At 44.9% G+C, this 23,111-nt stretch carries 17 protein-coding genes; 2 read left to right on the top strand and 15 right to left on the bottom strand.

Going from position 1 to position 23,111, the window contains the following annotated elements; all coding sequences use genetic code 11:
* Nucleotides 1–497: 497 nt before the first annotated feature.
* From SWOO_RS03070 to SWOO_RS03055, 4 genes are all read right to left on the bottom strand, one after another.
* Entirely contained in the window at nt 498–1,391 is an 894-nt protein-coding gene (locus tag SWOO_RS03070; protein ID WP_012323239.1) for an NAD-dependent epimerase/dehydratase family protein, read from the bottom strand.
* A gap of 136 nt (nt 1,392–1,527) precedes the next feature.
* The gene (locus tag SWOO_RS03065; RefSeq protein WP_012323238.1) at nt 1,528–1,719 is read right to left on the bottom strand and encodes a hypothetical protein; all 192 of its coding nucleotides are present in this window, start codon (nt 1,717–1,719) and stop codon (nt 1,528–1,530) included.
* 13 nt (nt 1,720–1,732) lie between these two features.
* Nucleotides 1,733–2,824, bottom strand: coding sequence for an alkene reductase (locus SWOO_RS03060; protein WP_012323237.1), 1,092 nt, complete (start codon nt 2,822–2,824; stop codon nt 1,733–1,735).
* Entirely contained in the window at nt 2,821–3,225 is a 405-nt protein-coding gene (locus tag SWOO_RS03055; RefSeq protein WP_012323236.1) for a VOC family protein, read from the bottom strand. The genes SWOO_RS03060 and SWOO_RS03055 overlap by 4 nt, the downstream gene beginning before the upstream one ends.
* Before the next feature lie 99 nt (nt 3,226–3,324).
* Here SWOO_RS03055 and SWOO_RS03050 point away from each other — a divergent pair, with 99 nt between their 5' ends.
* Nucleotides 3,325–4,239, top strand: a complete 915-nt coding sequence (locus SWOO_RS03050; protein WP_012323235.1) for a LysR family transcriptional regulator — start codon at nt 3,325–3,327, stop codon at nt 4,237–4,239.
* 371 nt (nt 4,240–4,610) lie between these two features.
* On the opposite strand, the gene SWOO_RS03045 is transcribed toward SWOO_RS03050, so the two are convergent.
* The 6 genes from SWOO_RS03045 to SWOO_RS25410 form a co-directional block, all read right to left on the bottom strand.
* Nucleotides 4,611–5,174, bottom strand: a complete 564-nt coding sequence (locus SWOO_RS03045) for a response regulator transcription factor (RefSeq protein ID WP_041417922.1) — start codon at nt 5,172–5,174, stop codon at nt 4,611–4,613.
* Entirely contained in the window at nt 5,174–6,442 is a 1,269-nt protein-coding gene (locus SWOO_RS03040; RefSeq protein ID WP_012323233.1) for a sensor histidine kinase, read from the bottom strand. Before SWOO_RS03040 ends, SWOO_RS03045 begins: the two co-directional genes overlap by 1 nt.
* Nucleotides 6,443–6,482: 40 nt before the next feature.
* Nucleotides 6,483–7,403, bottom strand: coding sequence for a dTDP-4-dehydrorhamnose reductase family protein (locus SWOO_RS03035; protein ID WP_041417921.1), 921 nt, complete (start codon nt 7,401–7,403; stop codon nt 6,483–6,485).
* Between the two features lie 145 nt (nt 7,404–7,548).
* The gene (locus SWOO_RS03030) at nt 7,549–9,810 is read right to left on the bottom strand and encodes a TonB-dependent receptor (protein WP_012323231.1); all 2,262 of its coding nucleotides are present in this window, start codon (nt 9,808–9,810) and stop codon (nt 7,549–7,551) included.
* Nucleotides 9,810–11,144, bottom strand: coding sequence for a lysine N(6)-hydroxylase/L-ornithine N(5)-oxygenase family protein (locus SWOO_RS03025; RefSeq protein ID WP_012323230.1), 1,335 nt, complete (start codon nt 11,142–11,144; stop codon nt 9,810–9,812). The genes SWOO_RS03030 and SWOO_RS03025 overlap by 1 nt, the downstream gene beginning before the upstream one ends.
* Complete coding sequence (locus tag SWOO_RS25410; protein ID WP_012323229.1) at nt 11,144–13,921, bottom strand: GNAT family N-acetyltransferase; 2,778 nt, start codon at nt 13,919–13,921, stop codon at nt 11,144–11,146. Before SWOO_RS25410 ends, SWOO_RS03025 begins: the two co-directional genes overlap by 1 nt.
* Before the next feature lie 83 nt (nt 13,922–14,004).
* On the opposite strand from SWOO_RS25410, the gene SWOO_RS03015 reads away from it, so the two are divergent.
* Nucleotides 14,005–15,237, top strand: coding sequence for an MFS transporter (locus SWOO_RS03015; protein WP_195742846.1), 1,233 nt, complete (start codon nt 14,005–14,007; stop codon nt 15,235–15,237).
* Between the two features lie 273 nt (nt 15,238–15,510).
* Here the strand turns inward: SWOO_RS03015 and SWOO_RS03005 are convergent, their stop codons facing one another.
* The 5 genes from SWOO_RS03005 to SWOO_RS02985 form a co-directional block, all read right to left on the bottom strand.
* A complete protein-coding gene (locus SWOO_RS03005) occupies nt 15,511–16,260 on the bottom strand; it encodes a spondin domain-containing protein (protein WP_012323226.1) in 750 nt (249 codons plus the stop codon).
* Nucleotides 16,261–16,376: 116 nt separating this feature from the next.
* On the bottom strand, nt 16,377–16,682 hold the full coding sequence (locus tag SWOO_RS03000; RefSeq protein WP_012323225.1) for a hypothetical protein: 306 nt from the start codon (nt 16,680–16,682) through the stop codon (nt 16,377–16,379).
* Entirely contained in the window at nt 16,679–17,122 is a 444-nt protein-coding gene (locus SWOO_RS26425; protein ID WP_012323224.1) for a prepilin-type N-terminal cleavage/methylation domain-containing protein, read from the bottom strand. Before SWOO_RS26425 ends, SWOO_RS03000 begins: the two co-directional genes overlap by 4 nt.
* Before the next feature lie 64 nt (nt 17,123–17,186).
* Nucleotides 17,187–19,601, bottom strand: a complete 2,415-nt coding sequence (locus SWOO_RS26225) for a YadA C-terminal domain-containing protein (protein WP_012323223.1) — start codon at nt 19,599–19,601, stop codon at nt 17,187–17,189.
* A 469-nt stretch (nt 19,602–20,070) separates the two neighbouring features.
* The gene (locus tag SWOO_RS02985; protein ID WP_012323222.1) at nt 20,071–22,992 is read right to left on the bottom strand and encodes an alkaline phosphatase family protein; all 2,922 of its coding nucleotides are present in this window, start codon (nt 22,990–22,992) and stop codon (nt 20,071–20,073) included.
* Nucleotides 22,993–23,111 lie beyond the last annotated feature (119 nt).

Raw genomic sequence — 23,111 nt, 5'->3', positions numbered from 1 at the left:
CTTGATCAAAAAGTTAACAGTGAAGCTTGCAGTTACCTTGGTATTAGTATGCGTTGTTGATCAATTAGGTGCTTGAGACGAAGAATCCATAGAGATCAACTCTTGCCTTTTCTACTCATTAGTAAATCTATGGAAAAGTTAGAACACCCCATTATTAATTTTCGTGAGGCATAACTGATAATGGGGCAGAAATGATTTACGAAACCTTACCAAGTAAAGCCAAATCGAAGAGACTCATGAACAGGTGTAGTTGCAGCTGTGGCCGTTGACAGCATGGCCAGAAATGTTCCCTACATTTTCCGGCATTTCCCACATCCTTGTGGGTCAGATGCTGTCGTCGAGCTTACATTGGAAGACTCTTTTGAAATCAAGAGCCAGCGTCTCGCAGAAGTAGCTACACATTCCCCCCCGCTGGAGGCGATAGATAACAATGAAGGTACAAGCTTCAGCAATCAACCCAATACCCACTCAGCCAAAAGCTAAATAAGAAAATGTAATCAAGCTTCATTCGAAGCTTGACCCAAAACCGGTAGAACCTCTGAACTCTCACTGTCTAACATGCTCAACACACTCTCAAAACTATGCTTAGGCTGCCAGCCTAGCTCACGCTGTGCTAGCGATGAATCGTAGACGCGATCTAATCCTTGGGGCAACTGCCAGCCCCTGTTGGCAAACTCCTGTGCAAGCTCTGGAATATGGGCTTGAATAAGACCTGCAGCATGAAGAGGTAACTGTTCGCAATCTTCCCTTACAAAGGGCGTCTTACCCGAAATAATATAACGCCTAAACCCTTGAAGTCGCTTATCTAGCGCGCAAGCATGAGCAAGGGCCACATCGCGAACATCGATCCCCCGAGTTAGGCGGTATACCGACATAAAGTCGGCTGATTCAGGGAAGCAGCGTGACATCTGAAGCACTGTGATTGGCAAAGCAAACTGCTTAGATATATTTTCAAGCATGCTTTCCGCCATTATTTTAGACTTATGGTAAACGCTCTTAGGCTGTGGCTGCACAGTTTCATCAACCCAGCCTGCGACTCCTTCAGGCGTTGAGGCATAACCATAGAGAGCCGTGGTACTGGTAAAGATAAAATGTTTCACGCCCCTTTGTAGTCCTAATAAGGCAAGTTGTTCGGTGGCATTAATGTTTATCTCGGCAAACTCACCTTCTGAGCATAAACCTACGTGAGGCGCATGCAGGGCCGCCGTATGTATGATCGCCTCAACCCCATTTAATGCAGTATTCATCAGGGCTGAATCGCGAATATCTCCCACATAATTCACCGTCGAACATGGCGTTTTATCGACTCCTACCACCTCATGGCTTTTCATCAGGTGAATATAGATAGCCCGTCCCACTCTACCAGCCGTCCCCGTCACTAATACTTTCACGCTTTGCTACCCATTAAACTTGTCATTGCATTTTGACCATAGTGCAGGAGCATAAACCATATAGAGACGATAATGTAATCCATATATTGTTCAGCAATCGAGTACAGCTCCAGTCCAACGACATATAGAAGGCCACTTATATATGTGGCACTAAACTCTCATAAGTTACTCCGGCATGCTCACCACTTCCATCTGAGTAAATTAATTGGAAATGATTATCTCCCCTGCTTCCTCCTCTCTCATCATATTCAGCGGCGCTAGCTCCTGAAAGAGCGGCTAACCAGCTAATGCTTAAAATAAGTAGAATAGTCGTCAGTTGTTTTTTCATGTACTTCTCCCCCTTAGCTGTAGTTTGGATAATCGGTATAACCAGCGGCTCCGCCACCAAACAGTGGTCCCTTATCAAAATCGGCTAAGGGCTTACCCGTCTGTAAACGAAAAGGGAGATCTGGGTTAGCGATAAAAGCGCGGCCAAACGCAACCAGATCCGCATAGCCACTGTCGATAATCTCGCAGGCTCGCACGGTGTCATAGCGCCCAGCGACTATTATGGTGCCCTTAAACACCTCTCTTAGTTTCACTCTAAAGTTAGCGGGGATCTGGGGCGCATCGTCCCAATCCGCTTCTGATAGGTGCAGATAAGCGATGCCGAGTTGTGATAACTGCTCTGCGGCCAACAAGATGGCATTGACGATATCGGGACAATCCATATCTTTAAAAGTCACAAATGGTGCGAGTCTGACTCCCACTTTATCAGCGCCGACTCTTTGGCTCACTTCGGCGATCACCTCCATTAAAAAGCGAGTTCGATTTTCACGGCTCCCACCATAACTATCAGTCCTATGATTTGAGTTAGTCCGCAGAAACTGATCGATCAGGTAGCCGTTACCACCGTGGATCTCGACGCCATCAAAGCCCGCTTCAATGGCATTTTCTGCAGCATCAGCAAAATCATTCACCACACGTTTAATATCCTGATAAGTCATCTCTCTGGGCACAGGGCAATCTACCATTTGACCGTCGGGATGCTCTGCATCAACAACCCAAACCTGTGTATCAGTGGGCTTTATTGCCGAAGGCGCCATTGGCGCTAGACCTTGCTGAAACACAGGGTGCGACACTCGTCCCACATGCCAGAGCTGATTAAAGATTTTCCCGCCCGACTCATGCACTGCAGAGGTTACCTTTTGCCAGCCTAAAATCTGCTCCGGCGTATACACTCCAGGTGTAAACGAATAACCTTGGCTGTCATCTGAGATCTGAGTCGCCTCGGTAATGATAAGCCCAGTAGATGCACGCTGAGCATAATATTGCGCCATCATCTCGTTGGGGATATTTCCCGGTTGTGTGGTGCGCGAGCGAGTCATAGGTGCCATTACCATGCGGTTACTCAATGACAACTTTGTTGTTTTGTAGGGGGTAAAAAGACTCATACTAACTCCTCATGTTGGGTAAAAATGGGAAATTGATTGTTTCTTGGCTCATTTAAGGTTTGCAGTTCGAAAACCATATTGCCCACGCGCACAAAGACCTGAACTATCTCACTGTCAGGAACCTGCTTAACACTGTATTGAATGGCGCTTTGTTGTAACTTAGTGGTTAACTCCTGCAGATTCATATTCAGCTCAAACGCTAGGTGTCCAAGTTGGCACTCTTGGTAAGCTTGGCTCTCAATGATATGAACTAGAGCTTTATCACCTTGATATAGCCAGTGTCCTTTAAATGGGAAATCTGGGCGCTGCCCAACTTCAAGCCCTAAGGTATCTACCAGCAAGGTAAATATGCCGCTATCGGCTGAAGCTAGTAGGTTCAGATGGTTAAATGTCATCGCCATAAACAAACTCACACATTGAAAAGATAGAGCCAGTGTAAATTCATTAATTAAATTTGATAATTGGGCTATTATTTAAATCATTTTCAAAAAATTTTTGACATGTATCACCTCAACGATCTACAACTGGCGATCCGAATCGCTGAGCTTGCCAGTATCTCGGCTGCAGGGCGTGAACTGGGCATGACACCAGCGGCGGCAAGCGCGGCGCTGCAAAGATTGGAGCAGAAACTTGATTGCCAGCTTTTTGCTCGTTCGACTCGCAGCATGAAGCTCACCGAAGAGGGAAGGCTTTTTATTGAAAGCGGACGCCAAGCTTTGACGCTACTCGAAGGCGCAAGTAATGCATTAGCGGATAACCGAGGAGAGTTAAAAGGTGAGATACGGATAGCTCTGCCATCAGATATTGGCAGAAGTTTAATCCGTCCATGGCTGGATGAGTTTGCAGCGCAATACCCTCAGTTAACTCTCTCCCTCTATTTTGGCGATCAGATGACAGATCTTATCGGTCAAAATGTCGATCTCGCACTCAGATATGGTCACTTAGAGGATTCCAATTTAATGAGACGTCAACTGGCCATGACTCCAAGGGTCGCCGTCGCATCACCTGACTATCTAGCCAAACAGGGCACACCAAAACACCCCCATGAACTAAGCCAGCATAAGATACTGATCCTCAACCGTGGTGGCGAGCCTTGGCATAAATGGCACTTTAGCCAGAAAGGTGAGGAGTTTGATATCAACGTGCGTGGCGCTAGGCAGTGCAATGATGGCGCGGTGCTCAGAGAGTGGGCCTTAGATGGAATGGGAATCGCCTATAAGAGTTGGCTCGATGTCGCAGCAGATGTACATCAGGGAAGGCTTAAATTGCTTTTTGCAGACCAGCTTGCCAGTAAAACTCCTCTGCAGCTGGTCCACCTGCAAACTGATTACCCTAAATTTAAAGTACGCTGCATCATGGATCTTCTAAGCGATAAGATCCAAGAGTTTCAGCAGATCTACCCACTCGAAAAATAGGTCATTTGGGTATAGAAACGATTCAATGAAACTATGACAAACGATGACAAACTGCGACACCTTGTCGCAGTTTGTAGATTAGCCTTTGTTACTTTAGCGCTTGGCTGTCACCATCGATAGCATAGATAAAATAACAAAATTCCAAAGATTATGATGAAGTTACCCTTACCGATCTTTCCACTCTCGCTACTCTCGTTTCGATACTGACTATAAAGAATCATCTGGCCGGATATCACCGAGTCATGTGCGGCGATATTGCGACCGGAGAATACAGGTTCTAGCACTTTTAATTTAGGGATTATCCACTGCGTTTGCCCACCCCGAGCCCTCTCCTCTGCTGAGAAAGCTCGGGGATTTTTTTATGTTCAGCATCAGGATGTTTCAGATTGGCGATTATCTAAGGTAGGTTTTTTGAGTAGCTTTCGCTGCAGAGTACGCCTATGCATCCCAAGCTGACGAGCAGTCTCAGAAACATTGCCTTTATTCATATTTAGTACCTGCTGAATATGCTCCCACTCCAGCCGTTTAGGGTTCAATGGCTGCTCATCGAGCTCATTGATCTCCACAGCTCCCCCTTTTATCTGAGTATCGGTTAACGCACTCAACAAGGTTGCCGTATCTACAGGCTTGGCTAAATAGTTATCGGCGCCGAGTCGAATCGCTTCTACTGCCGTGGCAATACTGGCGTAGCCGGTCAATAGCACCATCACCACATCCGGTAAGCTGCGGCGTAAAGGCGAGATAAGATTCAGGCCATTGTCCTGGGCTAGCTTCATATCCAGCAGAATATGGGTCGGTTTAAACTGCCTAGCATCTAGCAGGGCTTTACTAGCATCGTGGGCTTGAATGCAGCTGAAGCCATGACGTGACATACGCCGCTCCAGCACACCGGCTAATGCAAGGTCATCCTCTATAATCAAAAGTTTATAACCCATCATCTCACTGACTCCGCAATTGGCAAACTCACCTCAGCCACAGCGCCCCCCTCTAGGTGAGCACCTAAAATTAGCCGCCCGCCTAAACGCTCAAAACTGGCATGACTGAGCATTAAGGCAACGCCCATCCCTGTTGGGCTCTCAACGAATTTATGACCCAGTTGAGAGATAACCCCCTGTGGAATGCCACAGCCATAATCCCTAACCCTTAATATAATGCAGGCCTGCTCACTGTCGATATCCAGTGTGATCTTGACCCTCTGGCTCGCGGTTTGCTCATCACTTGCCCGCGCCGCATTCTCAATTAACGACAGAACCGCTGGCAGCAAGCTAGTATCACTTTGCACTTGGATAACATCAGCTTGGGCATCTGACTCCAGCTCCAGTAACACTTGTGGCATCAGTAACGTCACCTGCTGCTCAAGTTGATTAATAAGCTCACCTGCTGTGATCTTAAGCTGTTTCTGCTCGCGAATCGACTCAGTGGCCAGTCTCAAATCAGCCAAGGTTTTCTCGCAGCGGCTCAACGCACTATTCATCTCTTTTATCGCAGGCATATTAGCATCGGACTCCTCGGCGACCTCCTCAACGAGCAACCTTAAACTTGAAAGAGGGGTCGCCAGTTGATGTGCCATTTGAGCCGAGGCCGTACCTAAGGCGAGAAGCTTTTCTTGCCTGAGCTGAGCCTCACGCATATAAGCGAGTTCAGCATCTTGCCTACGCATCCGATTAGCGATAAAAGCCACGCTTGTGGTTAGCACTAAAGATGAGATCACAAAGTTGAGCCACATTCCTAAATAGTGAGACCCCATATCCATACCGTGGTGCTGCATCTGCTCAGACGGCACTGTGTATAGCATCAGGCTATAGGCCAAGGTTGAGATGAGCGTTAATGTCCACGGTGCCCAACGGGGCAAGATCACCGCCGCAATGGCGATAGGTAGTAGCAATAGGGAGATAAATGCATTGGTGGCGCCACCGGAGAAGTAGAGCCAAGTGATCCAAAAAGCGGTGTCGAGCAAAAGAGCAATAAACAGACCAGTATCGGTTAGCTGCAGCGGTTTACGTACCCCAAAGGTGACGGCAAGATACACAGCCTCCAATATCAGGGCATAATTTAACGCTGGACTGTGCAGTGAAAGGCCAAAGGTTTCTGCCGCCATAAAGGTCAGCACTAACTTAAGTACGAGACCTAAAATCCGCAGGGAAGCGAGTTGATCAGACGCACTTAAGTTTGCAAATAGTTGTGGAGAAACGCCTTTTAACATAAATATTGCCGACTCATTTTTAAGGGCATAAATATAACAATTATTTCAAGGTTAATCCTATTAAGGACAATGCATTTTGTGAGCTAACTAAGCTCTCTTTTACTCCCTCCTTAAAAGCGATTTGAGAGGCGATCCCTAACTCTGTTAGACGTTGGCAGCTCAAGGTACAATCATGGGGTCTTTTAGCCGTGTCCATAGGGGATGATATCGGCGTAAGGTGCTCACTGTTTAGCTCAAATAGCTCCGCTAACACAAGTAGCATCTGATATTTGCTCATGGTCTGTTTAGCGCTGAAATGATAGATCCCATTCAGATCCTCTCCTTTCAGGTGAAGGCCTATCATCTGTTCAATGGCTAGAGCAATATCTTGAGTTGAAGTGGGGCTGCGAACGGCCCAATTGTCCACATTTTGTGGCGTACTGTCGAGCAGCTGATTTAATAGCACTAACACAGCAGACTCCTCAATTTTCTCAACCTCACCATAGAGGATAGGCAACCTCAACACGGCAAAATCACTGGCTGTTGCTAATAAAGCCTGCTCGCCCTGTAACTTAGACTCACCATAAAAATTAACTGGATTTGGCTTATCAGCCTCACTGTAGCTAGGTTCAGTCCCGTCGAACACATAATCTGTGGAGATATAGATAAGCCAAGTTCCCTGCTGCTTAGCCGCTTTTGCTAAAGCCCCAGTTGCACCAAGGTTAAGTGCCAGTGCCGCTTCGGGAGATTGTTCTGAGATATCCGGTCGACGCTCTGCTGCGCAGTGAATAATCACATCCGGCTGATGGACTCCAATAAACTCACTGATCGCCTCTTCGTCGGTCAGGTCTAACTTGTATATACCAGTTTCGGCGCGGCTAAACCCCGTTGCAATAAGTAGGTGCTCATCTGTTTGCTTAAGCTGCTTAACCACCGCTCTACCTAAGAGACCCGTTGACCCTGTAATCATAACTCTTGCCACTTTATCTCCAATAATCCGCTGGTTATTATTAATCCTCTCTAGTCTAATGATTTTTTCTACCATAGATAACCCTAAATTCAGACAAATAAAAAGCAGCAGAACCAGATTCGATTCTGCTGCTATCTCTTAGCTATATTAATGTCTATTAATAATAAACTTGATAACCTAAGGTGAAGGTCGTTCCTTGAGCGTTGTAGCTGTCTTTGAACGCATAGTCACGCACTAAGCCTTCTAGCTGATCTAAAGTAGGATCGCTTGGCAAGTCGATGCCGCCATACACACTACCACTCCCCATCTGGGCATAGGCTGGGCGATAAACCTTATCAAACAGGTTTTTGATCCCTAAAGTAAATCGACCAAAATGACTTTGATAGAAGAGGCTGAGATCCACCGTGGTATAACTCTCGGTAGGTGCGTTGTAATAGCTATAGCCATTAAAGGTTCCCCACATACCGTTTTGCGGCAGTGGCAGATCTATCTCTGTACCTTCATCTCGTGAGCCTACATAGTTGACCTGTAACAGACCACCAAACTCATCGTTCAAGTTCATATCGAGAAATAGATTGGCTTTCATCGGGCTAATGCGGGCGTTGTTCATCTCCACCCAACCCTTTGTCGGGTGACGATATTCACCTTGGGTATAACTCAAATTTCCGCCAAAGGTAAAGGTGTCATTAATCGCATAGGATGAGATAAGCTCAAGCCCGTAGGTCTTCTCATCGCGGCTCACCACGGCATCAATAGCATCAGGATTTAGTGTGTTAGATTGATCATAAACCAGCCGAGGGTCTATCGTGGCTAAAGTGCCGTAGATCACCTGATCCAATATATCGACATAACTCTGGGCACGTTCAGATTGAGTATAGAAAAGGCCTATATCGAAACTGAAACTATCGAACTGTCCCCGATAACCCAAGTCAAAATTATTGGCTTCGGTTGGTTTCATCTTGTCATCATATTGCTCAACCTCAGGCACATCTATAGAACGAAGTCGACGCAGATCGCCAAGTCCATACCCTTGTGAAAATGAGGCATAAACTTCTGTGGTTTCAAATCGATAAACCCCACCCAAATTAAATACAGGCTTACTGTAATTTAAGCTACCACCCTCGATGGTTTGGCCACTGTATGGTGTAGATCCATATCTACCTGTAGCCAGATAATCTGGCACATCGAGATCAAAATGCTCATAACGGACGCCGAACTGCAGCATAAAGTCATCTTGGTTAAACTCATACTCTGCAAAAGGGGCGATGTTGGTCTGCTCGACATTACAGATCTCGCAGATCCCTTTCGCGCTGATCTGTTTGGTTTTATCCACTTGATAATCGATACCATAGGTGAGTCGGTCTTGCTCCCTAGGTAACCTTAGAGGCTGGGCTGCGATACGTGCAGCCTGCTTTTTAGACTGAGTCAGCACCTTGTTTGCTTGAGTATTTTCACTTTCGCTGGCACTCAGTTCGATATTCACCTGATGGCCACCTAACGAGGGAGCATGATAGGTAAACTGCAGATACTTGTTTTCGCTATAGGGCGCATCACCAGTAAAAGGTTTAGAGGTATCAACCACAACGGTTTCATCAAACACTGTTTTACGTGCAAAGCTCAGTTGATTTTCAAGCTTTCTAGTGTGCAGGTTCAGCGCCATGCTTGAGTCATCATCAAATAGATAACCAAGTTTAACTAAGGCGTCGAGGTCTTCTAGCTCCCCCTGCCCACCACGTCCCGCTGGATCTGAGGGAATTTGAGTACCTTCACCATCAAATAGGGTGCCTGAATCTCGCCAGTTAAGCTGAGCCAGATAGTTAAATTGACCTTGAGTGCCAGAGACTCGCTGGCTTAGTTGGTAACCGATTGAATCAGAGTCATGGATAGAGCCATCAATTTTTGCTTGGCTCCAAAATGCGATCCCCTCTTCACTTGCCTGATAGGTGATAAGGTTGATCACACCAGCAGATTCACCATTTCCATATACAGCGCTCGCCCCCTGTATCACCTCGATACGTTCGATATTCTCCACCGAGATAGATGAGAGCACCCGACTGGTATCACGTAGCGTATTCGACACAATGACCCCGTCGATCATCACTATCGCTTTTCGGCCACGAAACCCCTGATATGTACTGGACATCATCTGAGTTTCAGGGCCGTAGCTCGGCACTAGGTTTGCTAGCAATCCAGACAGATCGGCACTTACACTGATCTGTGCAGCAATCGCCTCCTGATCAATGATCTGAACCGTTCCTGGCAGTGAAGATACTGGGGTATCGAAAGGTTTAGCGGTGACATTAATCACCTCCATCTCTTGATTATCGACATTAAGTTGGTCACTCTCAGCCCATGCAGCTCCACCCAGTGTGGAAAGCAAAATGGCGGTCGATATTGGGGCTAACTTGAACTTAGACACTATTTTATTCCCTGATGTTTAATAATACTTTCTTTGTTTAAAACTGGAGCCTCCTGGCCCCAATCTATAATTGACTCCTCTAATGAAAGGTCAAAATGGTTATGCCCAAGCATGTCATTGATGATGACGGCGCTACGCCAAGCGGCTAGGCTAAGCTGAGGCTCTAAAATTCCATGGCTATGAATACCCGCATTAACCGCATAGACTTTATTGGTTTGTGGTCCATCCCAAGCAACAGAAAACTCGCGATTTAGATTAAATTGACCATAGCGGTCGATATCTAGTTTCTGCTTAATCGGCGCCAGATAACTTGGGATCTGCGATTCAAAACCGGTACAGAGGATCAACTCATCCACCTCAAGTGACTCATCACAATTTGTGATCCCGTTCCTTAAGGTCAGCTCAAATTTGTCACCTTGCTCACGCATCTTTGTTAGCGTTCTGTGGGGGCGCAGGTTCCATTTATCTCCCGCCTTGTCTCCCTTAATAAACCGCTCTTGATAGAGATGCTGATAGATCTCATTCAAAGATGCACTGGTAATGCCATCACTCGAGAGCTTCTGATGTTTCACCTCTTGGCTTTTAACTTGTTCACTCAATCCATAGAAGATCTCGCCATAACCAGGAGTAAAGTACTGATCGGTAAAGACCCCCTCATCCAAGGCTTGAAAATTAGGCCGTCTCGAGATCCAGATAACCCGTGTTGGTTCCCCCCACTGACGCTGCAACAGGTTTAGAAAAACATCGGCGCCAGTTTGACCACCACCGACCACAGCCACGGTTTTCCCTTGGTAGCTGCGATCTTTTAACGCTAGGCGACTAGCATGCAGACATTTAGGGCCCATATAGGGCTTAACACATGCTGGCAGGTGAGCAACCTTGCCGGTTCCTAGGCAGATATGCTGGCTGGTAAATATCCCCTGCTTGCTATGGATTAGAAATTTATCACCAGAAAACTCCACTGCATCCACGGGGTTATCGAAGATCAGGTTATCCACTCTACTGGCTACCCAAGCTAAATAATCGGCAAACTCTATTCGGCTGATGGTGTCCATCTGGGCCGCCATATAGGCGTAGATTTTGCGTTTATTCACTAGGTAAGAGAGAAACGAGAGCGGATTGGTCGGCTCAACAGCCGTCACCATATCCTTCAATGGACTGGTCTGCATTCTCGCTTCATTGAGCAGCAAACCAGGGTGCCAAGTCATCGACTTATGAGCATCGGCAAAAGCTGTATTTAACCCATTAATGCCTTGAGACAGCGCGGCAATACTCAAGTTAAAAGGCCCGATGCCTATACCAAAAAGATCAAAGTGTTTCATATCCTTATTCATCAGTTTTTCCCCTGATAGTGACGTAACATTTTTTCAAAAAAGCGCTCTCGTTTCCCCATAACTAAAGCTGCATGTTTATGGGGAAAATGAAACTCTTTCACCTTCTCTAAGGCAAAGTGCTGCCATAGCTTGATAATATTTTTGTTATCGACTCTCGGTTCGCCAACAAGGTGTTTTGTACGACTATCAGCGAGAAAAATGTATTGAATAAAGTAGTTACCCCATACTTTCCAATATTGGGTACCAAGGTAATTATCATTGCCGATCAACAGATGAACGCCACGATCGTAATCATCGGCTTCGTAGTAGGGGCCAAGTCTGTCCTCTTTTGCCCAGTAATATTCGAAATAACCAAAGGCATTACCATTGAACATCGCCATCACAGGAAACTGATGCTTGAGCGCGATGGTTGTTTGCAAGTACTCAAGTAGCTCCTCTTTAGGCTTATCAAGCTCCCAAAAATCGGCCACTCTCGGCTGATTCATCCATTGATGGAAGAGATCAAGATCTGCCTGTGGATCGATAAGTCGCAGACTAAACTCCAGACCCAGCTCATAACTAAAACGACGGAAGAAAACACCTTGTGGATGATTGGGTCTTAAGGGATATGTGACCTCATCATTTTTAATAAAGCACTCAGGTGAGGCCAAATTGCGTGATAGCGGAGATAACAGCCAGAGATCTGGATTCTGCTCAAACTGAGAAACACCAATAAACAGCGCATTATCATCAACACAGATCCATCGAGGAGGCTTAGCAAAACAGAGTTGGTCCCAATGAGATAGCGAGATACTGACCCCTTTAACCTCTTTGGCAAACATCGCATGTTCAATCAGTGATAGCATCTGCAGATAGGAGAGCCGTAAGAAGTTAGCGCTAAGTCCGCTCGGCTGTATAAGCCTTAAGCCATCGAGTTCAGTCAAGCTGACTTCACATGAGGTTTCAGGTGTCTCGATACTGATAGCATTGGCTTGGCTAGAACCACTCTGGCTAAAACCGATCAAGCTATTATCGGGAAGCCGTTTAATCAAAGCGTTGGTGCCTGATTTAACATAGAGAGGGTTGGGGATGCTCTGGTAGATCTCGCTGGGATCTTCTATGCTGTTTTCATTAATATTGCTCAGGTAGACAAAGAAATTACCTTTAAATATCAAAGTTTCAGAGCTTAGAAGATAATCAACAAAGCCGGAATCCTTGTAACCTTTCTGCTTTAGATGCCCCATAAACAGTCTTAGCTGGTTAAGCAGTACCGACTCATCGACTAACCCAGCCGATGCTAGGGCACTGATCACGCTGAAACTACTATTAAATATCAGGTAGTAACTGATAAAAGGATCCACTATTTCGCGGGACATAAAGTTTTCAGGCGCGGCTTCGCTTAACTGCTCGGGGAAACACTCTTGAGCCGCACAGGTAAAGCCGGTTCCCTGACAATCTCGGTAGAAGAGGCCGACAGGAAGCCTGTCTTGAATATCCACCACGATATTTTGCTGATGAGCTAGAAATATTACGCCGTAGTCACTTCGCGCCGTCACTAAGGGCTCTAATACTTGCTCCAAATATCCTTGAAACCACTGCTGAGCCGTGATTGAGGTAGACTCTTTTCGCTCATTGGCTCGACTCAACACCATGTTAGCCAATGCGCTATTTCCACCCATAGGATCGGCTTGAGTCAAGCTCGCTAGCACCAAAGATTCACGCTCTGACTGCTTCCAAAAACTGTTCACTCTGAAGGCAAATAGACTCTCCTCAATCGCCTCTCCCTCGCTGTTTTGCAGTGCCACAAACCCTGGCTCGCGCATTATGGTCATACTTGGGTAGCGCTGTTGCAACTCAAGCCCTTTATCGGCGTCTAAGATTTTTTCCAACAACATGCCACGGCGCACCTCTTTCACCGAGAGGTGGCGCACTGAATTAGTCAGCTTGACACTCAATGAATATTTGAGCATAAAGCGACAATCTGGGTGGTAGATAGCTCGTAAAGATGTGGTGGCTCGCCAACCATCCCCATGAATACCCAGATCTAAAATGAGATCGGATGCAAACAGATGTGCAATATCGTCTCGCTCTTTAAGCACTTTGACTTGCCAAGGATGCATGGGAAGTAGCTGATAACCAGAGGGAATAGGCCTAATATCTAGCTTGATATCTAACTTAAGGTCTTCAATAATCGAGGCGATTGCAGCGTCAACCTCACCACCGTAGATCTCGCCCTGCCAGGCTGTTTGATGAACGGCAAACCAGTGAAGGCCAAAACTCTCACCGCTCTCTGGAGCATAACAAGTGTCGGCACCAGTAAACCCGCTACGACTCTTAGGAGCAGGGTGCATATTGTGTCCCACCAGCAGTGCCTGTTCAGCTTCAATAAAATTCAGCTTTTGGTTATAGAGATGCGGGAGATCATCAAACCTTACTGTGACCCCATTAGCGGTATTTGCCGCACTCTGGATCACACGATCTTTAAACAGATCTCTTGCACTATCGGACAGTTCACCGACAATCTCCGACTCATTGATGATTAAAGATAGCGCACGCTCAAAGCTCAGCGAACCTCTGCTTTTTCCATCTAAATAACGAATAGGGAAGATAAACTTGTGGGGGCCGCAACTGGAAAGGTGTTCATATGAGAGCTGTAACTCAACACCACTATCAGGCAAGTCGATAGAGACAAGTCGCTGTTGCTCATTCACTTTCCAGCCATGAAACTCTTTAAGTAGCCCATTAAAAAAACATTGAGCCGCCAGATCGACACGCTCACTTTGCTCGTTGACTAACATCCCTATTACACCTGCATCTAATTTAGATAATATTGAGTTGCAAATGATAATTATTCCCATTAGCATGTCAACAAGGTTTACATTTGCGAAAGTTAGTGATGAAAATGCGCCCTTGGCCGCTGTTTATATCGGCGCCGCTGTTAGGTTTAAGTCATAGTATTCTGCTTGTCTTTACTCCAATATTTATTGAGAAAACAACACTTTCTCTTGCATCTCTTGCAATATTAATGAGCTTAGGTTCGGCACTATTTCTATTTAGTGCTCCCATGTGGGCCAAGTGTTCACTGCGTTACGGATACCCTAAGGTGTTACTGAGTGGGATTTTAGGCTTCAGCACCAGTTTTAGCTTAATGCTCGTAGCTCTATGGGGGAGTGTTTCATTGCAGTGGCCTATGGTGTGGGTTATAAGCAGCCTTATCATCTCAAGAGTGATCTACGGCATGACAGCTTCGGCAATAGTACCAAGTTGTCAGGCTTGGTTAAGCGAGTTAAATCATGCTGAACATACAATGAAAAAACTCGCAGAACTCTCGGCAACCATGGCTTTTGGGCGGCTCATCGCCCCTCTGCTTGCAATGGCTCTGATCTGGATTGGCTGGCAAGCACCACTGCTATTTCTTAGCTTAGCACCACTGATTTGCTTGGGCTACATACTCAAATTTAGTCGCTCACAAGAGCCCCTACCTGCACCCGCTGCCCACCAAATAGATAAGCCAATAAGCGTTCAAGATAAAATAGATGATAAATCCGTCCACAGCCTACTTATCAGCATCACCTTAATCTGTATCAGCTACAGCTGTGTCACTTTCTTGCTGACACCTATGGCAATACAATGGCTAAATTACAGTAACCAACAAGCCAGCCAATATCTCAGTTTATTGATGACGTTAGCCGCCATGACTATGCTGTTATGCCACGGGATAACATCTAAGTTAAAGCAGGTCGATCAGTTTAAAATGATGTTACTGGCCAATATGATGTTACTGCTTTCACTGATCTTGATGCAGTTGCCAATCCCCCATATTTTGTTCATCTGTGTACCTCTACTTAGTGGCGCGTTCGCAATCTTACAGCTGCAGATAACTAGCTTATTGTGCAATCAAGCAGGGAAAGGAAAAAAAGCGATCGCCACAGGCTTAGTCTCTAAATACCAAACCTTAGGCTATGGCATAGGCGCTGGACTGCTGTGGCTTACCAACTCAGATATCGATACCAATTTACAACTTTTAACTCTGCTTGGGTTGGCACAACTCGCTTCACTGATGTTCTGGAAGTTCAACATCGGAACTAAAGAGGCTGTGAAAGATGCCCCTTAAAAAATTCCTGTTAGGCAATACATTAGCCACTGGACTTTGGCTAGGTCTCTTCGGCCTTGGACCTCTTTTTATTCGTAATGAGCTCACCCCCATACTCAGCTTTTACCATCATCACCAACACCTTTTTTGGCTGGTGACCACCTCCTTAATCATCATAACTTTAGTGGCTTTGAGCACAGTTATGAAACGGCGTAGAGATCAAACAGATACTGACTGCCAGTAAAAAGCGAGCCTAGTGGCTCGCTTTTTAGGCATCAATTAATCAATGAGAGATCAACGGATACGCTTAATTTTTACTTTAGCAACAGCGCCATTCCAATCGTAGAGTGACTGAGCTAAATCAGCCTCACCATGAATACCTGGGCTGGGATATGAGTAGCCTTCATCACTGGCATCTGGTGCAGAGAAAGGGTTACCGCCACAAACAGGGCCAGGAATATTCACACATAGCTCATCATTTGCTTCTGAGCCTGCGTCATACGCACGCATATTGTAGTGAACCGTTTGACCACGTTTTCTAGGCAGCTTCTTTGCTCTTAATGCAACCATAGTGTCATTGGTTGGCAATAACATCGAAATTAAGCTGAGCTGGCTAAAGCGACGACTCGAACTAATTTCAAACGTCACACTTTGGCCATTTGTTAGCAATCCATCCGTACTGGTTGTATTAGCGACTCTAGATGAACTGTCTAACTCATCTTTTAACCCACTGATATCGCCACCTTCGGCAATATTGGCGATATTTTCACTGGATGGTTCACCTAAGGTAAACAGCTGCATTCCAGACTTATGGGTCGCAGCTAAAATAGGGGTAAATGCGATCCCTTTGGTTAGATTGGTCACCGTTACCTCATAAACAGCTTCACGGTGATAGTTTCCGTAGTTGTCGGCAAACAGATTAGGAGATAAGCAAAGGGCAAAAAGCATCAAACTCAGTTTTATAGTATGTCTCATGGCTGTGCTCTCATGGTAATGAATAGGGTTAACATCGGATTTGATATCAACATCTTGAACTAGAGACACAGACTCTACGCCCTGAATATCACAAAAGATTCACGAGAAAAGCACATTTGAACAACATGACATAATTAAAAATATAGCTACCCTAAGATAGCTATATTTTTATATACAAAACCTATCTAAATAGACTGTAATATTAGCTCAATCTGCTCATCAGATAACAAAGATATCTTCTTCAACTTATTAAGGCTATTAGTAGAGTGTCCTTTCAATTTTTTGGACTCTAGAGCGACTTTATTTAACTTTTGTCTTCTGTAAGTAAAAGCTAACATCGGTGATTCAAAAGAGCAGTTTTCATAAGTTTGACTACTTTCTGACAACCTCACATAATAGCGACCGTCGATATAATCCACACCTACAGGAAGCTTTGATTTTTTCATATTATTGTTTAAATTATAATTTTTATCACAAAGACTTGATGTCATATGCGAACAACTTCACCCGAATTATTGTTATAGGTAAATATCTGCTCTTCAATACTATATTCACACGTCTTCTCATAAAATACAGAGTGAATATACTCATCTTCAAAATCTGATGCTCGCTCACCTTCCGTTAACTTGTTCCAAAGCTCAGCACAAGCTCTTGAGTCACCTGCTTGAGGATAACTTTTTATCTCATTATCTGAACGGAAAGATACAATTGAACCATCAATAACAATAAAGCCTTTTTTATTCTCAATTACGTGCTTAGAGCTGGCAGGTTTGATACTAGATTCAAATGATGCAGCCATACCATCAGCAACCGCAATTTTAGCATCATCACTAATATGTATAAATCTAGGCAAGGCCACTACAGCAAGAATCCCGATAACGATAATACTGATAATCATCTCAATTAAGGTAAAACCACTTTGATTTTTCATTTAACTCTCAGAATTTAAAAAGAAAGAGAGAGCGAACGCTCTCTCTATAAACCACAACTATTTATTAGAATTGAAACTGAACACCAGCCCCCAAACTAACATCAGAGCTTGAACCGGTAGTCGCATTTACCGAACCAGATACAGACCAACCAGTATCTTTAAACGAATGAGCAACACCAATCGCAACAGCTGAAGCATCACCAGCAGCGCCAATACCAACACCAACTGCTGTACCACCGTTACTCAAGAAAGGACGAGAGTTAGTGATGGCATGGGTAGATGCCATCACTCCATCCATTTCATCTTGAACATCTTCTTGGAACGATGCCATGTCGGATTGATACATAGCGGTGATCTTGTCTTCAAATGCCGTAAACTCTGCGTCAAGATGCTCGTTCATCAGCCCCTTACCTGAGTCAATACGCTCATTTAACCAAGCTGTTGCTGCTCCGTTTCCAACTGAACCATATTCATGCTCTCTTGGATCAAGTGGAGTTACTGGCTCAACAGGGTCTGTTGGCTGAATAGGCTGAATAGGCTGAACGCCATTCTGAGGCTTATTATTTTTAAGTCCTTTAGAAGCCGCTTTTAGCGTATCTGCAGCTGTACCAAGTTTTTTCTGCATGGTGGCTGAAGCTGTTTGTAAACCATCACGTACCTCTTCATCAATACCAGTAGGAAGTCCAGTACCAGGGTTTTCACCTGCTTGTAACTCAGCAATCAGTCTAGCTTGAGCATCCATCTGAGCTTGCATCGCTTGTAGGGCTGCCATTAACTCATTAGCACCTGCATTCATTCCAGAACGTGCAGTCTCAAGCGTTTCAACGGCTTTACCTGTCTTAGCTTGTAACTCTTGACCAGCAGATTTAAGTGCATCGTTAGTCGCAGCTTGATTAGCTGAGTTCGTCGCAATCAGCGTACTGTTATTGGCAGCGGAATTAGCTACGATATCAACACTTTTATTTACAGCCACTAATTCAGTTTCTACTTTATCTTTAGCAACAACGAGCCCAGCACGAAGCTCTTCGTCCACCGTTGGTGGATTAGTCCCATCATCACCAGAATTTAAACGGTCTATCTGTGCTTGTAAGTCTGCTAGCTCTGCTGTGAGTGAAGTCTTCATACTACCTGCTGCAATATGAAGCTCATTGACACCTGACTGCATACCATTTCGAGCCGTTTCTAGAACCTGAACAGCTTTACCAGTTTTGGCTTGTAATGTTTGACTCGCTTCCTGAAGTGCAACATTAGATGCACTCTGAGTTGCTGCAACATCAGCAATCAATAATGAATTATTAGCTGCAGAGTTAGCGACAACTTGAATGCTTGAGTTCACCGCAGCAAACTCATTTAAAATCTTATCAATACCTGTATCTTTCGGAGATTTATCAGGGTCACCACCGAAGCCTGGATCTATAGGATCTATTTTTGCGCTACGATGGTCATTTGTGGCCTTAGCTAAAGCCTTCTTGAATTTATCAGCATTTTCAGGAGTTAGTTCGATTGGGGCTGAACCGTCCTGAATGAAATGGTAAGTTGCTTCACCAGTCACAGCATCAACAGTCTTAGAAATTTGTACTTCACTACCTTTACGTTCCATCGCCTTATTGAAAGCAGAGACTTTAACATCGGTAGAGTAACCAGGATGTGGAGTAGGGTTACCAGGTTTGGGGTCTACGCCAAACCCTGGATCAATAGGAGTAATTACAACATCGACAGGATCTACAATCACTTCTTGACGGTCATGAATTTCTTGAAGAACTTTCTCATAGCCATCAGTGTTTGTTAACGCAACCACACGCATTGCATTTTTAACAGCTTCTTCGTTAGTTAGAGCTAACGGAGCTTGACCTTCACGGTACAGAGTATACTCGCCAGTAATAGGATCTTTCTGGATCATAGCTGAGTTACCAGCTTTCTCCATTGCCTTGTTGAAGCCTGATACTTTAAGGTCAGTTGAGATTGGAGCAGGAGTAGGAATATCACGCTCGTTATCATCAACGATTGGGCTGATGTAGAACGGGTCGTCATCGCTGTACTGAACGTGCTTCGTCCATGCTTCGCTACGGCGAGCCTTCATTGCTTTATACGCATCTGATGTGTCATCGATAACTAGATTGCCGTTACGACCTTCTGTAAGCAGACCTGACTCCACCATGTACGCTTCTACATCAGTACCGGTCAGACCCATATCAGCAAGCGTACCTTCGCCAGCTTCAACGCGGTCAAGTACGAAGTTAACAGCGTTTTCAACTGAGGTTTCAGCAACGATCACCATCTTGAAGAACGCCGCTTTTTCTTGCTGAGTTTCAAGAGTATTGAACTGAGCGATGTACTCTTGTTTGTCCTGATAGGATAAAGAGCCAATCAAGTCCTTAGCGGTATTTAGATAGCGGCCGTCTTTATCGACTGGCGCAGCTGCAACACTCAAAGCTGAAATAGAAGTTGCAACAACTAAAGCAATTAAAGATTTTTTCATTTAAGTAGATCCAAATATGTATTAGCGAAATAGACGAGAACATCACAGTGTTCCGTTTTGTTGACGCCATAATACACATCAAAATACACACATGTATACACCTAGTGATACCCAGCAGAACAACCCCGTGATCAAAGTCACAATTTATAGGTGATCTAGCTCACAACTTACGAGTTCATCAGGAATAATTAACTTTTTTAGAATAGTTTTTTTAAAACAATAACAGCAGGTTAACAACAAGTTATGATTAGTGCCTGTGTTGCTAATAAAACAGAAGCACTCAATGCAACTTAAAAGGCTGATAGGTCTAATAAGAGGGAATTCACACTTAAGCTAACGCTAATAAAGTCCAGAATTCTAAAATAGATTTATAAAGTAATAAAAGCGATCGCCCACTAAAGTGAGCATTACTTTTGTGTATTACCTATATAGTTTCACGATCAATAAAGAATCATTTGGGTATTTTCACCTATTGAATATCCAACTTGTCCAGTAAAGAGGGATACCCCCAACCATTCTCACCGGGCACAAGGGTTTCACCTGTTAGGTATTCATAGATAGTTGGTGCAAGTGAGCCATTCTCTTCAATGGTTAATGGTGTGGCTGCGTCACCTATTGGCGCGCCCCAAAAACCGATAAAGGCATCTTTCTCAAGGTAATCTTCACCAGCGTGGCGACCAGGGACTTTAGTATTAAATCCTATCCCAGCTTTGGGAAACAGATTAACTGTGCCAGCTCTATCCTCCTCATAAAGCCTTGCTATTTGATTAACAGAGTCGGGCCTTAGGGTAAATGCCGTCAACTTACGCCACTGTTTTACACTGCACCACGTTGCACTGTCTTGCTCCTTGGCTTGCTGCAGACATTGCGATTTTAAATCTAAGTAATGTTGAAATTCAGCCTCTGTAGGGCGAACACGATAAGGATTTAAAGTTTGGATATCAAGCAAGCTTGGTTCACTAGCAGAGTGGCTAGCATAAAACAGCTTATCCCCTTTAAGTTCAACAAATTCATCGAGACGCACACCTTCACGGTATCCCACCAAACGTACCCTGCAATCATCCACTTTACACTGACGTTCACGCAGTACCATGTAGTCAAGAGACTCTGATAACCTAGCTGCTGACTCAGCCACGATATCGACAGGTTTATCCCCCTTAAACGGCCTCCATTGGGTCAACTCTTCGTAAACAGGTTGCGACTTCCATCCCGCTTTTGAATTGAAAAAGTCCATCATCATGTTGCCACCAGCTGTAGAAGCGACAACTACATCAACAGCTTGATTTCCAGAATAGTTCAGTGCATTTGTGATCTTAGGGCCTTCGCCCTCATCGGAGGAGATCTTCTTTACCACAATCTCAAATCCCTGCTCTTTTGAAAGTGCTTCAAAAACACGTTTCTCAGGATTCAGCGCATAGAAGATAGGGGTTAAACCATGATCTCCAGCCATCCCCCAGAGGGTTTGATCATAGATCCCAGCCTCTTTGTAGACCTGCTCTGTTTTGGCGAGCCAATGATCTAGCCGATTAAGCTCCCCAGTGGGCATGATGATCTCATCACTAAATGGCCCAGTAAAATGCGCAAAATGATCCGGCCAAGGATTATAGATCAAGGTGAAATCAGGCATACCTTGTCCATCCATACTTGCCAGTTCAGCGATCGCCTTCTCTATCTTCCACCTCTTGGTGAGTTTAGTGACGATATCAAGAAAGAAGATCCCCTGATAGCCTTGTATATCCTCAATTAACTCCTGTCGAAAGTGCCTTAACTTCACCTCCACTTTAGCCCGCTCAGTTAGCTCTCTAAGACAACGCTTCTCACCGTAATCTCGCTGCACTTCACCAAACCCAAGGTTGACGAGCCCATCGTAGGTCGAGTGTGCATTCCAATCATATTGTCCATTGCAGTTTAGGGTATTGAGATAAGCTAAACGATCGAACATGGTCTGAACGCCCTGACTCTCCATTAACCTGTCCAGTTGCAGCGCATCGTTACCAAAAAAGTAATACGCCCTATCATCCTCTCTGTCGACAAAGTGAAAGTTGGGGATCCCAGTTCCTCTCTCTCCAGAAACCTTGGCGCCAGTTTTAATGATAGGTAGGTTTCGCACGCTGATTGTCGGTGTGGATGAGATCCCCACCTGAGTAATAGAGTCTCGATGGTTAAGATAGAGGCGCTTAAAGAATGGCAGGTAGTTGGGATCTTTGTACTCATGCTCGGCTAAGCGATTCATAAACTTAACTTGTTGTTCATGCTCCGGCTGATTAACCCCCTCCCCCTTAAGTTTTAATTTGTCACGAGACTCATGTAGGGAGTTTGCATATTTAATAAAAGGTTTACCTTGATCCACCAGCCCTTCAAGTAACCCCTGCTGCAGACCATCAACGGCGACCTGCACCCCATAACGGCGTTTTTGCTGTGAACTGAGAAATACCATTAACTGATTGCTGTCCTCATCAAAGGTATCCAACATCCAAGCATGCAGGGCCTCTTCCCGCTCCTGCTTATAGATAAATTGACGATAGGCTTTGAGGACGTTTAGGCGAACAAAATCGATGAGTGTGATGGTTAACGCCTGAGCTTTATTATTCACTTTATGTTTATGCTCAGGCTTGCCATCTTCGATAATTCCAAGCAGAGCCGTTTTCATCTCGCTAGGCTCCATCCCTCCACTGGCTTTGTCCATTAAACTAATAATGATCGGCTGTATCTTATCTATTAACTCAAGGTCTTCTGCTGAAGAGGTGAGATAAGTATAAGTCGATGGCAAGGTATCCATGTTCTGCCATTGACCAATCTCAACCAAGGCATCATAGATAGTCACCATAGAGGCGATAAACTGACTATCGGCTTTTAACCCTTCACTATTACCTTGAGTACCAGACTCCTTCTCCTCTATCTCAGCCTCCTCACCCACATGATATAAGCTATGTTCAAACCCTTTTAGTTGCTGCAGCGTATATTGACTATTGAGGTACAACTTAAACTCATCATGGGTGTTCATGTCACCATAACGGTCGTAATAACTGTAGAGAAAATGACCCAAAGGAATGGCATAAGTGGGGTCGCTGAGTTGGCCGATAACTCTGGCTTTAACCTTACTGTCCAGAGGAAGAGAGAGAATGTAAACATCGAGAGAAACACCAGCGATGGTAAACAGTGTGATATCACGAGTCAGCTTAGTGGATGCACTCAAAGAGGAGACGATTTGATCTCTCATTATCTCACTGGCATTAAACACGCCACCAATAACGGGGGTATCGCCGATATCAGCAAGTGCTTGAGTACTCATCATCGCCATAGGTAGAGCTATGCATGCTTTAAACTTACGCCACTTAATCTGAACATCATCCATAATATCTAAAGTTTCCAATCTCAATGTTATACGCACTCAAGTCACTCATCATTACATAATGGGCCAGACTAGAAAACAAGATAAGTCTACTAGAAGCCGTTGATATCAAACCAATCAAAAGAACTCTGCATTCACACCAACAAGCTAAAACTCAA

Source organism: Shewanella woodyi ATCC 51908 (assembly GCF_000019525.1).
Classification (GTDB): Bacteria; Pseudomonadota; Gammaproteobacteria; order Enterobacterales; family Shewanellaceae; genus Shewanella; species Shewanella woodyi.
Note: the sequence above shows the minus strand (reverse complement) of the source record. Positions and strands in the feature narration are given on the sequence as shown.

What these genes read in the sequence shown, in the direction of transcription:
- SWOO_RS26225 (WP_012323223.1), bottom strand. Translation starts at nt 19,601, where the DNA reads ATGAAAAAATCTTTAATTGCTTTAGTTGTTGCAACTTCTATTTCAGCT.
- SWOO_RS03045 (WP_041417922.1), bottom strand. Translation starts at nt 5,174, where the DNA reads ATGGGTTATAAACTTTTGATTATAGAGGATGACCTTGCATTAGCCGGT.
- SWOO_RS03040 (WP_012323233.1), bottom strand. Translation starts at nt 6,442, where the DNA reads ATGTTAAAAGGCGTTTCTCCACAACTATTTGCAAACTTAAGTGCGTCT.
- SWOO_RS25410 (WP_012323229.1), bottom strand. Translation starts at nt 13,921, where the DNA reads ATGTTAGTCAACGAGCAAAGTGAGCGTGTCGATCTGGCGGCTCAATGT.
- SWOO_RS03000 (WP_012323225.1), bottom strand. Translation starts at nt 16,682, where the DNA reads ATGACATCAAGTCTTTGTGATAAAAATTATAATTTAAACAATAATATG.
- SWOO_RS03055 (WP_012323236.1), bottom strand. Translation starts at nt 3,225, where the DNA reads ATGGCGATGACATTTAACCATCTGAACCTACTAGCTTCAGCCGATAGC.
- SWOO_RS26425 (WP_012323224.1), bottom strand. Translation starts at nt 17,122, where the DNA reads ATGAAAAATCAAAGTGGTTTTACCTTAATTGAGATGATTATCAGTATT.
- SWOO_RS03025 (WP_012323230.1), bottom strand. Translation starts at nt 11,144, where the DNA reads ATGAATAAGGATATGAAACACTTTGATCTTTTTGGTATAGGCATCGGG.
- SWOO_RS03065 (WP_012323238.1), bottom strand. Translation starts at nt 1,719, where the DNA reads ATGAAAAAACAACTGACGACTATTCTACTTATTTTAAGCATTAGCTGG.
- SWOO_RS03060 (WP_012323237.1), bottom strand. Translation starts at nt 2,824, where the DNA reads ATGAGTCTTTTTACCCCCTACAAAACAACAAAGTTGTCATTGAGTAAC.
- SWOO_RS03050 (WP_012323235.1), top strand. Translation starts at nt 3,325, where the DNA reads ATGTATCACCTCAACGATCTACAACTGGCGATCCGAATCGCTGAGCTT.